General features: G+C 41.1%; 7 protein-coding genes. 3 read left to right on the top strand and 4 right to left on the bottom strand.

Features of this window, described 5'->3' with window-relative positions; all coding sequences use genetic code 11:
- The 4 genes from OCF96_RS01060 to rexB form a co-directional block, all read right to left on the bottom strand.
- The coding region (locus OCF96_RS01060) for a G5 domain-containing protein (RefSeq protein WP_261039357.1) at positions 1-1,778 on the bottom strand (1,778 nt) is incomplete at its 3' end.
- Positions 1,779-2,021: 243 nt separating this feature from the next.
- Complete coding sequence (locus tag OCF96_RS01055; protein ID WP_261445183.1) at positions 2,022-3,200, bottom strand: hypothetical protein; 1,179 nt, start codon at positions 3,198-3,200, stop codon at positions 2,022-2,024.
- A 17-nt stretch (positions 3,201-3,217) separates the two neighbouring features.
- Positions 3,218-6,868, bottom strand: coding sequence for a helicase-exonuclease AddAB subunit AddA (addA, locus tag OCF96_RS01050; RefSeq protein WP_261445182.1), 3,651 nt, complete (start codon positions 6,866-6,868; stop codon positions 3,218-3,220).
- Positions 6,865-10,140: an ATP-dependent nuclease subunit B gene (gene rexB, locus OCF96_RS01045; RefSeq protein WP_261445175.1), complete on the bottom strand. Its 3,276-nt coding sequence runs from the start codon at positions 10,138-10,140 to the stop codon at positions 6,865-6,867. Before rexB ends, addA begins: the two co-directional genes overlap by 4 nt.
- Before the next feature lie 117 nt (positions 10,141-10,257).
- On the opposite strand from rexB, the gene OCF96_RS01040 reads away from it, so the two are divergent.
- From OCF96_RS01040 to OCF96_RS01030, 3 genes are all read left to right on the top strand, one after another.
- Positions 10,258-11,067 (top strand): Cof-type HAD-IIB family hydrolase, encoded by an 810-nt coding sequence (locus tag OCF96_RS01040; protein WP_112443589.1) that lies wholly within the window; start codon positions 10,258-10,260, stop codon positions 11,065-11,067.
- Positions 11,068-11,208: 141 nt separating this feature from the next.
- Positions 11,209-12,117: an ABC transporter ATP-binding protein gene (locus tag OCF96_RS01035; RefSeq protein ID WP_261445173.1), complete on the top strand. Its 909-nt coding sequence runs from the start codon at positions 11,209-11,211 to the stop codon at positions 12,115-12,117.
- Positions 12,118-12,127: 10 nt separating this feature from the next.
- Positions 12,128-12,880, top strand: a complete 753-nt coding sequence (locus OCF96_RS01030) for an ABC transporter permease (protein WP_112443587.1) — start codon at positions 12,128-12,130, stop codon at positions 12,878-12,880.
- Positions 12,881-12,901: the final 21 nt, after the last annotated feature.

Raw genomic sequence — 12,901 nt, 5'->3', positions numbered from 1 at the left:
GTATATTCTTTCGGTGCTTCTACTTTTTCTGGCTCGACTATCGCTCCGGCTTGCACACCTGTGTACTCTTTTGGCGGTTCTACTTTTTCTGGTTCGACTATCGCCCCAGCTTGTACTCCTGTATATTCTTTCGGTGCTTCTACTTTTTCTGGCTCGACTATCGCTCCGGCTTGCACACCTGTGTACTCTTTTGGCGGACTTACCTTCTCTGGTTCTACTACAGCCCCAGCTTGTACTCCAGCATATTCCGGTTCAACTTTTTCAGGTTCAACAATAGCTCCGGCTTGTACACCTGTATATTCTGGTTTTTCATGAACTTCTGGTTCGCCTTTGTCTGTCACTACTGCTGCTGACAATTCAGGCTGAACTTCTGGTTCTCCTTTATCACTTATTACAGCCTCTGGCAACGCTGGTTGAACTTCAGGTTTCCCTTTATCTGTTACGACTGCTTCCGGTAACGCTGGCTGGACTTCCGGTACGCCTTTATCACTTACTACAGCCTCTGGTAACTCTGGTTGGACCGCGGGTTTAACAATAGATCCAGCTTGTAGGTCCTTATGTTCTGTGACAGTCTCAGGTTGTTCCTTTATAACTTGCGCTTTTTTAGTACCTTTTTCGACTATTCTTGTAACAGGCGCAGTTGTTGAAGTTGAAACAATTTCTCGAGAAACTTCTTCCTTGTTTACAGAGAATATTCTTATGATTTCAACTTTCTTACCTAATTTACCTTCTTGTTTGACTCTTACAGTTCCTTCAGCTAAATCAGAATTCTCCTGAACTTTTTCTTGAAAATCTATTTTTGTTTCTATAGTTTCGTCACGATATAAGAGTTCAGGTTTATTCAACTGACCTGATAGAACTTCATCCTGTGGATTTAATGTATTTACCCCAGTCTTTTCTTTTGGAGAAACTTTCTCGTCTTTCTTCGTCTCTAGATTCTTGTGTTCTGCCAACTGTGCTTGAGAATCTGAAGATTGTTTCTCTTCTTTTCTTGGATTCGTTAATTCTGTAGAAAGAGGTTTTTCAACTACTTGAACTTCTGTCGGCTTAGTTGAAGAAACAGGTGTTTGTTCCTGAATAGCTTGTACTGTTGATGGATTCTCTACAAAATTCGGTGTAACACTATATTCCACCTTTTGTTGTTTTGTAGGAGTGGCTACGGATTTCTCTTGATTATTTACTTTAGACTCAGAAGTCGTTTTTCCCTCTTTGATATATCCAATATATGTGTAACCTGAAATGTCTTTAGGAAGAGGCAATTTTTCTCCAGAAGTCAATTCATAGTCCGTATTGTAATTTAGCAAAAGATTATTTTCTAAAGCATGAGCGGATACAAGAACACCGTTTCCTATTCCTGCAACCAATACTAAATGTAATACCGTTTTATTCTTAACTTTTTTCTTGGAAACAGCAAAAATTAAAATTCCCAGAGCAGCTAAGCTAGCACCAGCAACTAGGGCTTGCATCTCATTCTTGCTTCCAGTATTTGGCAATTCCCCCAGTTGATTTTGGGAATTTAATTTATAAACAAGATAATAAGTCTCATCATCATTCTCCACGTATGTCGGAATATCATAGATAAGCTTATTCTGCTCATCTGATGATAGCTCTGACTCTGTCACATATTTATAGTGAACACCTTTAGTCTCTTGAGCATCCACAGATGAACTTCCTAAAACAGACATAAAAAATAAACTTGAAATCGTCGCAGATACAAGTCCTACTGATAATTTTCTAAATGAAAAACGCTGCTGTTTTTCACCAAAATACTTTTCCATTATTCCTCCTTGAAATAAAATTTATATTTATCTTACGAAGGCCTTTAATATATTAGCGTATTATCTATAAAAAAGGCATCACACTTTAATTATACTCTTAATTTACCAAAAAGTCTTAAAATTGCGTTACGTTTTCATACTTTGTTTTATATATAAAATACGAAGGAGCAGGGTTTGCCATTTCCTATTTTCTCTTTTTGGATAAAATGTAACCTACCATGGAATTTCCACGGTAGGTGTTACTTATATCACTAATCGTTCTAAAAATGGTTTGAGGCAGTTGAGGAGAATTCCTTCTATCCAGCTTTCTTGTGCTGAGGATAGATGTTCTGACTGGAGACTTTCTTTTAGAAAATCTCGGACTTGTTCTGGTGCGATTTCAAACTCAAAAGCTTTCATTTTATAGAAAAAGTCGAGCAGATGATCTGACAGATATTCAGTTGAAAAGGGAACTTCTCCACTTTTTCGATATTCTAATAAGAGTCGAGCAAATCTGGCTTTTTCTTCAGGAAGCTCACGAAAATAGGAATTGAGGAGCCAGGTCTGCTTCTGCTTTCTTTCAATTGGATCCTGACTAGCAATTCGTTGGTCTTTTTCCAACTCTTTTTGGTATTGTTTGGCCTTGATAGCCCGTTCTGTCCGATTTTTACCAAAAAGAATTTTCTCCCACTTGCGTTCTTCTTGAGTTAGGATCTCTGTAAAGCCAAAGTAATCTTGATAAGCACGCTCTGCGGGTCCCATGGCTAGGACTAGATTGTCTGCATATTGCTTGGCAATTTTATCCCTTTTTTTGCGCTCTTTCTCTGCCTGGATACGGAGTTCTTGTTCGTAGTCAATTTTCTCCTTGCCTAGCTTGACAAGGTAGAGTTGGTCATCTGATTTGCCAAGTAAAAAGGGCTTGATATACTTTTCTAGGACTTCTTCCATCCGAGCCTTTTTCTTGGGCTCTGCCTTGGTCCAACTTCCTCCTTGAAAGACTTCTAGGAAGAGTTGGTAGTCTTTCTCAGGTGAGAACTGATTGCCACGATTAGGTTTAAAAACACCTTTTTCCCAGAGCCATTTTAGAAGTCGCTCGTCAAAGTCACTTTTATTGACCTTGATTTTTTCCTTTTTCTGGGCTTTTCTGGTCAGATTTTCAACCTTTCTGAGTAGTTTTTCTTCCTCTTCCAGTTGCTGGTCAAGAGACAATCGATGAAAATGACGAACGCAGTCGCTACCTATAGGAAATAGTCGTTGACCAGTCACTCCGTTAAAGAGTTCGTAGGCGTATTTGATAGCGTTTCCACAGACACAATTGCTACGGCCGATACCATTAAAAATCAAGGAAACTTCATTCCATTCCTTGGTAGCTTGTTCCCAAGTATTAGCTTTTGAAGCCTGTAAAACCGCATCGTGCAGGGATTTTCTAACTGGAAGTGTCATGAGGTCTCCTTTCTAGATTATACTTTTACAACTTGAACCTCATCTTTACCGAGTAAAATCAAGTATTTTTCAATATTTTCAATCGAATAGTCTCGTGATAAAGCCTCTCCATATAGGGCTAACTGACCACGATAACGGTCTATGAGTTGATTTGGATCATCATAGCGGTCTGTCTTATAGTCGAACAGAATAATCCTGTCCTCATAAAGCAGATAGCCGTCCAAGATTCCACGGACAACAAAGTCTTCCTGACTCTTTTTGTCTCGTTTGAGCATGGAGAAAGGTTGCTCGCGATAAAGATGGTTGGTATTAGCGAGAATTTCCTGACCGAGTGCTGTGTCAAAGAATGCAAGAATTTTCGAAAGATTAATCTTGTCTTTGACAGCTGGGCTGGTTTGAACTTGTTTGAGAGTTTCTGTCAGGCTAGCAAGCGTTGGTCTCTGACTTAGGTCAATTCTCTGCATGAGTTCGTGGGTGGCACTACCAATTTCAGCTCCTGTTACCTTTTCTTTGCTTGAAAAATCTGGCAAATCAAAGTTGATTTTCTTGTCTACTGACTGAACTTGACCTGCAATCTCAACACCTTCCATATCCATAACTGGTTCGTAGAATTTCTTGATTTGACTTGGGGTTTGAACACTTGGCAGTTCAATGGCTGCGCGGTGAAGAGTATTATAAACTTCCACCTCTTTCAGCATTTCAAGGGCTTCTTTGATGGTTTCTGACTGACGGTTATCTGCTTGAGAGCTATCTTGGAGAGGACTTTTGGTTTCCAATTCTCCGATAGCTTCTCTAGTCAACTGATCTTCTCCAACAAAACGATAGCTAAAGCTGAGATAATCCTTGGCAAATACTTTACTGATAGCCCAAATCCAATCTTGGAAATTCTTGGCTTGCAGTCTAGTGTTGCTGTTTAGTTTTCCATTTTTAGCTGCTGGGTATTCTTTAGCTTCCAACTTTTCACGAGAACCCTTGCCGACAAGATAGAGCTTTTTCTCAGCCCTTGTCATAGCAACATAAAGCAGACGCATCTGTTCTGAATAGCTTGCTAGCTGTAATTCATCTTCATTTTGACTATAGGTCAAGCTGGGAATGGAGAGTTTGATGGTTTTAGGATAGTGAGCTTCTACTGCTCCTGTCTCCATCTTGGCAATATATTTGACACCAAGACCATTCTGACGGCTGAGAATGACTTCTGATATAGAGTCTTGCTTGTTAAAGTCTTGATCCATATTGAGAATAAAGACGTAAGGAAACTCCAGCCCTTTACTTTTGTGGATGGTCATGAGCTCTACTGCATCTTTTGGCGGTGCGACAGCCACGCTTGCAAGATCGTGCTGGGCTTCCAAGACATGGTTAATCATACCAATAAAACGTGACAAGCCCTTAAAATTACTCTTTTCAAACTGGTCTGCTCTCAAAGCTAGGGCATAGAGATTGGCCTGTCTAGCAGGACCATTTGGCAAAGCTCCTACATAATCATAATAAAATCGGTCATTGTAAATCTTCCAAATCAGGTCATAGAGGGAGTGGGTTTTGGCATACAAGCGCCATGAAGCCAAGATATCCATGAATTGGTTTAGTTTCTCAGCTAGGGCCGTGTGAATCAATCCTTTTTTGCTGCTTGCCAGTTTTTGAGCATTTACTAGTTTCTCATAGAGATTTTCTTGGACTTTATCCTCCGCTTTCTGAAGAGATAAACGTGCTAACTCGTCCTCATCAAATCCAAACATAGGAGACTTCATAAGGGCAACCAAGGCGTAGTCTTGCAGGGGATTGTGAATGACACGAAGGGTGTCTAGCATGACTTGCACTTCTAGGGATTGGAGATAATTGTTTTGTTCTCCGTCAGTTTTGACAGGAATTCCGTACTCAGACAGGGCAAGTAGAATTTGATCATTACGACTACGACTAGAGGTCAAAAGGGCAATTTCTTTAAAGGCAACACCTCTTTCCTGATGAAGTTTCAGGATCTCCTTGATGACTAAGCGCATCTCACCAGTGAGTTTCGTTTCTGCTTGGCTCTCTTCTTCCTCACCTGTGTCGTCCTTGTCGTAGAGGAGAAATTCTGCCTTGTTGTCAGGATTTGGAGTCAGTTTGGTATTGGCAAAAACAAGCTGGTGCATGTTATCATAGTTGATTTCTCCGACCTCTTGGTCCATGAGACGTTCAAAGACATCATTGGTTGCTGACAGCACTTCTGAACTACTACGGAAATTTTCCTTGAGGAGAATTAGCTTTCCTTCTTGGGAATCTTGCGCATAGCGTTGAAATTTTTCATTGAAAATCTGCGGGTCTGCCTGACGGAAACGATAGATGGACTGCTTGATATCTCCTACCATAAAGCGATTGTGGCCATTAGACAGCAATTCTAGCATCCGTTCTTGAATATGGTTGGTATCCTGATACTCATCGACCATGACTTCATGGAAGCGCTCCTGATAAGCCTCACGGACTTGCGGAAAATTCTCTAAAATCTCAATTGTATAATGGCTGATATCAGCGAATTCAAAGGCATTTTCCTGGCGTTTGCGTTCACGATAAGCTTCCACAAAATCACCCATGAAGGCTTGGAAAGTCTTAGCTAGTTCCCATGTATCTCCATGATAACGTTCTTGATAGTCGAGAATCGTTATCTGGTCTGACAGTTGTCCTAGTTTAGCAAACTGGGTCTTTCTCTCTTCGTTGTAGGCATCGGCCAGTGGTTTCAAATCAGCCTTGCGACTGGCATTTGTCAGAGCCCGACCATTTTTCTCTTTCGAAATGGTGACAACACGCGCAAGCACTGCTTGATAAGCCTGACTATCGGACTCCTGATTTAAAGAGCCAATTTCGTCCAGAACAAGCTGAACGTTTTCTAGATAAGCAGCCTTTGGAAACTCCTTGGCATCATTATCCAGATGATAACGGAAAAAGCTTTCCAAATCCCAAAGGGATTGTTTGATATGCTCAGTCAGTTTTTCTTTTTCACTGGTAAAATCAGCCTCTTCAAAGCCTTTGAGGAAAGAGTCACTCAGCCATTTCTGAGGATTACTGGTGGATTGGAGGAAGTCATAAATTTTATAGACTTGCTGGCGCAGACCACGTTCATCTTTTCCACGTCCAGCAAAGTTTTTCAGCAAATGACTAAACTTCTCTTTCTGTTTCCCTTGATAATGGGCTTCAAAGACCTCATGGAAGACTTCGTTTTTTAGAAGGAGTTGCTCGCTTTGGTTTTGTAAAATACGGAAATTAGGCGCAATGTCAATCAGATAACCATGTTTACCAAGGAATTTTTGTGTAAAAGAGTCCATGGTACCAATAGCCGCGTTGGGTAGATCTGCCAACTGGCGACCCAAGTGTTGTTTGAGCTCGACATCATTCGTTTCTTGGATTTGTTGGCTGATTTTTTTCTCTAAACGTTCCTTAAGTTCAGTCGCAGCCTTAACGGTAAAGGTTGAGATAAAGAGTTGAGAAATTTCGACACCACGCGCTAATTGGTCCAGAATACGCTCGGCCATGACAAAGGTTTTACCAGAACCAGCCGATGCTGAGACTAGGATATTCTGACCAGAAGTGTAGATAGCTTCGATTTGCTCGGCAGTTTTCTTCTGTTCCTTACACGAATGTGCTTCTGCTTCTTGCAGTTTTTGAATTTCTTCCTCAGTTAAAAAGGGAATGGGCTTCATCGATTCAACTCCTCTCTTATTTTTTCAAACCAAGCTTGCTTGAGCTTTTCTCCGACCAGACGTTTACCGTCAGCCAAGTCCAACTTCTCTAGGAAACGGGCTTGACCCAAGTGGTAATTGGCTTCAAAGCCAGTAATAGCCTGATGTTGTTGAACATATGGGGCAATACTTCTGCCATTCTCTGTGTATGGATTGATGGCGAACTGTCCTTCTAGGATCTTCTCAGCGGCCTTCTTGTAAATATGGGCATTGTAGTTCAGTAGGAGCTGGAATTCCTCATCCGTCAGCTGATTAGCCTTGTTTTTATTGTAAAATTCGCCCAAATGACTGCTTTCTTTTTCTAAAAAGAGTCCTTGGTATTTCATAGACTTGCTGGCTTCTACTACTGCACCTGCTAGACTTTTAACGGCCATCAGAGATTGGACTGGTTCAGCCATTTCCAAGTACATAGCGCCGAAAAAGTTCTGCTCCCCTTCTCTTTTTAGTGCAGCTAAGTAAGTTGGCAACTGGGAATTGAGGCCATTAAAGAAATGAGGAAACTGGAACTGAGTCAGACTGGATTTGTAGTCTACCACTCCTATCGCCCCGTCAGCTTTCAAACGGTCAATACGGTCAACCTTGCCTCGTACAAAGACACTGCGTCCATTGTCCAATTGAATAAAGGCCTGCTCTTTTCCACCAAAATTTGACTCTTCTTTGATGGTTTCGATAGCTGGATTATGGCGGAGAATGTGGCCAGTCGTCCGTGCCACATCAAGCAGAACTTCCTTGGTAAACTGGGCTTCCAAACTTTCCTGATAAATTGCTTCAAATTCCCGTTCTTGACTGGTTTCTTGGATAGCCTGTTCCAAACGTTGGTCAAAGGAATCTTCTTCAGGCAACTGCAAGGTACGTTCAAAAATGCGGTGCAAGAAATTCCCGTGACTACGGGCATCAGGACGTAGGCGTAATTCCTCCTGCAAGCCTAGAACATAACGGAGAAAATAACTGTATTCATTGCGATAAAACTCCGTCAAACCAGAGGTAGACAGGTAAAACTCCTGATCAGTAGGATAGAGAGCTTGTAAGGTATCCTTAGCCAACTGCTTACTGCTTGGACTGGTTTGGAGGGCTGGATTTGCAAGGCCGTGCTGGTCTAGTTTTTTACCCATAACACGCGCCAGAACCTTAATAAATGTCAAATCTTGCTCAGTATCACTCGTCTCGCCCTGCTGGTGATAGGCAACCAGACTGGACAAAAGACTGTGATATGATCCCATATCTTCCTTAGACAGCCCTTTGTGATTCATCCTCCTCTCTCTCCGACTAAATCCATAATGGACTAGCTCTTGAAGATAGGCAGATTCCTTACTTTCACTTTCGTTAAAAAGACTCGGAGCCGACAAGACCAACTGCTTGCGAGCAGAATTGACCAAGGAAAGCATAGTGTAGCGATTTTTCTTGAGGTTCTCACTGCTGGCAATCAGCAATTGCGCCCCATCTTCTGTCGCTTGGTTTAAACTTTGTCTCTCTTCATCAGTCAAAAGACTAGTGTTTTGCGCAATTTTTGGTAAATGATCCTGAGTCAGCCCAATGGCATAGACAAAGTCAGCAGTCAGAGGAGCAATCAAATCATAACTCTGCACCAGAACGGTATCTACGGTTGCTGGAATAGTACGGTACTGAGATAGGCTCATTCCAGAATGAAGCAAGGCTAGGAAGTCCTCTAGACTAACCTGTGAACCTGCAAAAACGGTCGCAAATTGTTCTAAAACATGACAGAATGCCTTCCAAACTTCAGCTTGCCTTTCCTGTTCAAGAGTTTCCATAGTAGTTGTCAAATTTTGCAGCTGCTTGGTCACCGCTCCTTCTTTTAGAAAAGCATTCCACTTTTGCAAGAGATTTTCTGCCTTCTGCTTTCGGCTGGCAAAGAGAGTCTCAAGAGGGGCTAAAATACGCAGACGAAGAGCATTTAAACGCCCTAAATCAAATTTTCCATGGTGGGATTTGGTGAAAGTTTGCTGAAAGGCTGGCAAGCCATTGATACCAAGATAGCGGATATATTGTTCAAAAGCATCAATATCAGCTTGACTAAGGTCGGTATACAGACCTGTTCTAAGAAGGTTAATCAAATCTTCCTGACGGAAACGATAGCGTTTTAAAGCTAAAATAGATTCGACAAACTGTGTCAAGGGATGATGAGCCATGGATTCGCTTCTACCAAGATAGAAAGGAATCTGATACTGGTCAAAAATCGTTTTTAGAGATAATTGATAAGAAGCTACATCCCCCAAGAGAATACGAAAATGCTTGTAGCTCAGGTCTGAGTTCTCATGTAATTTCTGACGAATGCTACGGGCTACTAACTCCAACTCCTCCTTTTGTGTCAAGCAAGACCAGATTTGTAAGTTTTCACGATCCTTCTCATCGACATCCAATGTTAATTCTGAAAAGTCATAAGAAGACTCCAGCAAACGAGAGACCTTGTCAAAGCTATCCATCTGCTCATGAGTTTGAGAATAATCCAGAGCAGGAGTTTGGTATTTAGAGGCTAGATGATGGAGAAACTCCACACTGGCTTGGTAGAGATTGCCCTCGCTAAAGGGACTGGTATAGGCTTTCTTACTAGCGTAAGCCCCAATAACAATCTTAACACCCTTGCCATGAAGTAAGTCCACAATCCGCTCTTCCTCAGCAGAAAAACGAGTAAATCCATCAATAACCAAGGCGATTTGAGTAAAATCACTACTAACTTTGTAATTCTCAATAGCCTCAATCAAATGGGACAACTGACTTCCCTGAGCTAACTGCCCTTGGTTAAGATAGGCCGTTACTTTCTCAAAAATCAAGAGTAAATCGGCCCTCTTGTCCTCATCCGTCAAACTCTCCAAGTCCAAAAAACTCATCTGAGCTTTGGTCATCTCATGGTAAAGCTCAATCAACTGCTGGATAAATTGAGGATCCTGCTTGATAGCTCCATAAACACGTAAATCCTTAGGATCAAGTTCGGCAAGGCATTTATAAAAGGCCATCCCAAGACCGATGTCATCTAGACTGGTTTTGACAGGTAGGTCATTCAAAATCAGGTAACGAGCCATCTGCGCAAAGCGCGTGACGGTAATCGCAAAAGAAGCCTGCTGTGACAAGCATTCCAGCACGGCGCGTTCCTTTTCAAAAGAAAGAGAGTTAGGGGCGATGTAGAAGACCCGCTTGCCAGCAGCAATCAGCTCCTCCGCCTCTCTGGTTAGGATTTCTGTCAAAGAAGTCCGAATATCAGTATAAAGTAATTTCATCTCAGCCTCGTTGGAATTTTTCATTACCTTATATTATACCATGATTAGCCCGAAGATTCCTCCTCCTTTCCTCCAAAATATGCTATAATAATACCAAAAGATAAAGAAGGAAGTCTTATGATTAAACTACTAGCCTTGGATATGGACGGAACCCTCCTCAATGAAGCCAAGGAAATTCCACAAGCTCACATCACTGCTATTCACCAAGCTATTGAAAAAGGTGTCAAACTGGTTCTCTGTACGGGTCGCCCGCTTTTTGGTGTCCTTCCCTACTATCAAAAACTGGATCTTGACCTTCAGAATGAGTATGTGATTGTTAACAACGGTTGTTCAACTCACCAGACAAGTGACTGGGGATTAGTTGACTGGCAAGAACTTAGTCCAGCAGACATCGAATACCTCTATGACCTAGCTGAAAAAAGTGATGTTCAGTTGACTCTTTTTGATGAGGAGCATTATTTTGTCCTCGGTGGTAAGCCTAATGAAATCATTCAAAATGATGCTAAACTAGTCTTTTCAGACCTGACTGAAATTTCTCTTGAGGAAGCGACTAGTGGTAAGTACCGGATGTTCCAAGGGATGTTTTTGGGTACAGAGAGTCAAACAGACGATTTTGAAGAGCGTTTTGCTACAGAACTCTGTCAACGATTTAGTGGAGTTCGTTCGCAGCCTGTCATTTATGAAGCTATGCCACTTGGTACGACAAAGGCTACTGCTCTTTCTCGACTAGCAGATATTTTGAAGATTGAGCCGTCAGAAATTATGGCCATGGGCGATGCTAATAACGATATCGAAATGCTCCAGTTTGCAGGCCTTGGTATTGCTATGGGAAATGCCAGCGATTATGTCAAATCTCTTGCGGATGCCGTTACAGCCAGCAATGAAGAAGACGGTGTTGCGCGTGCCATTGAGAAATATATTTTATAATTAAGAAGCCCAGTTCGTGTCAACTGGGTTTTGATATTTAAGAATTCCTAAAACTTTAGAAACTCTTTAGAAATGCTTGAGCTTTCTTTGATTTCTATGCTTTATACTAAAATTATCAAAATAAATCAAAAGGAGAGAATCATGAAAACAGTACTTGACATTCATGGATTGTCCAAAAACTTTGACAAACAAGCTATTCTTCAGGATCTTCATCTAACGATAAGAGAAGGAGATATTTATGGACTTATCGGAAAGAACGGAGCTGGGAAAACCACCTTGATAAAAATCATTACGCAACTACTGTTTGCGGATAAAGGGACTGTTTCCCTCTTCTCTAGCCAAACGGAAAATGAGTGGACCAAGGCCCTATCTCGAGTAGGTTTTGTTATCGAATCACCTGTAGCTCATAATCACTTAACAGCCTATCAAAATCTGAAATATTACTGTATGATTCGTCATATTCCAAATGCTGATCAAGTCATTCGAGAAACGCTGGACTATGTAGGTTTGTCAGATACAGGTAAGAAAGTCTTTCGTGATTTCTCGCTAGGAATGAAACAAAGACTTGGTATCGCCATTGCCCTTCTATCCAAACCAGACTTCCTAATCTTAGATGAACCTATCAATGGTCTCGACCCAATCGGTATCAAAGAGTTTCGTCTGATGATTCAACGGCTCAATCAAGAAAAAGGGATCACCATTCTCATCTCTAGCCATATCTTGTCAGAACTCTATCTCCTAGCCAATCGTTTTGGTATTTTAGATCAAGGCAAGATTATCCGTGAAATCAGTAAAGCTGAATTTGAAACACTAAGTGAGGATTATATTGTCCTTAAGACAGCTGATCAAGAGAAAGCTTGTCAAGTATTGAAAGAACAAATCCAGCTCCAGTTTAAGGTTGTTAATTCTGAAAACGAAATTCACATCTTTGGTCAGGAACAAGATGTCAAACAGATTCTTAAGCAATTAACCTTGGCAGATGTTGCCATTGACGAGATTTACTATGCCCGTCAAAACCTAGAAGAATACTTTACTCAATTGGTCCAATAGGAGGAAAATCATGATACATACCATTCAAGCAGACTTTTACCGTCTTTTCCGATCCAAAGGTTTTTGGATTACAGAGGTCATTCTCTTTGTACTCATGTTAATGGGGGCTATTTTTGGAGCTACTGGTCATCTGATGGCAATCAATACAGAAGAACCAGAAATTCCAACCCATGGTTGGGACGGTGTACAGGCACTTATTAACGCATCTAGTCAAGGTTCAAACCTCGTTTTTCTCTGTATCGTCCTAGCCTGCCTCGTTCTTGGAGTTGATTTAATCGGCAAACTCTATAAAAATAATTTAACAGTGGGTGTTTCTCGCGCCGAGTTTTTCCTTGCCAAAGCCTTTGTATTGACTTGTATTGCACTTTTGCAACTCATCATCGGTCTCGTGATTGCCTTTATTCCAGCAACTATCTTAAATGGATTTGGAACTATGCCTGATGGCTTTATTGGCAATCTACTGATAACCATTTCCCTTCAATTCCTTTGCCTCCTTGCTTGGCTTTCCATTGTTTCCTTCATCCTCTATGTTAGTCATTCTTATCTTGCAGTATTTATTGGATATTTGGTCAGCTCTATCTTACTTTCTATGCCAGTGCTCATCTTCCCAAGTATCAAAATTTTGCCATATTTATCATTGCAGTTTTTCTATGCTATGACTGCTAATAGTGAATCCATTTTCTATACACTTATAGTTACCTTAGCTGTTATTGTAATCTTTAATCTAAGTGGACTGACAGTTTTCAAAAAGAAAAGTCTATAAAAAAATGACCTCCTCTAGCTA

It is taken from the genome of Streptococcus mitis (assembly GCF_946190065.1).
GTDB classification, from domain to species: domain Bacteria; phylum Bacillota; class Bacilli; order Lactobacillales; family Streptococcaceae; genus Streptococcus; species Streptococcus mitis_DE.
Note: the sequence above shows the minus strand (reverse complement) of the source record. Positions and strands in the feature narration are given on the sequence as shown.

Bases quoted from the DNA above. Each gene is read 5' to 3' on its own strand.
- rexB (WP_261445175.1), bottom strand. From the start codon at position 10,140: ATGAAATTACTTTATACTGATATTCGGACTTCTTTGACAGAAATCCTA.
- OCF96_RS01040 (WP_112443589.1), top strand. From the start codon at position 10,258: ATGATTAAACTACTAGCCTTGGATATGGACGGAACCCTCCTCAATGAA.
- addA (WP_261445182.1), bottom strand. From the start codon at position 6,868: ATGAAGCCCATTCCCTTTTTAACTGAGGAAGAAATTCAAAAACTGCAA.
- OCF96_RS01055 (WP_261445183.1), bottom strand. From the start codon at position 3,200: ATGACACTTCCAGTTAGAAAATCCCTGCACGATGCGGTTTTACAGGCT.
- OCF96_RS01035 (WP_261445173.1), top strand. From the start codon at position 11,209: ATGAAAACAGTACTTGACATTCATGGATTGTCCAAAAACTTTGACAAA.
- OCF96_RS01030 (WP_112443587.1), top strand. From the start codon at position 12,128: ATGATACATACCATTCAAGCAGACTTTTACCGTCTTTTCCGATCCAAA.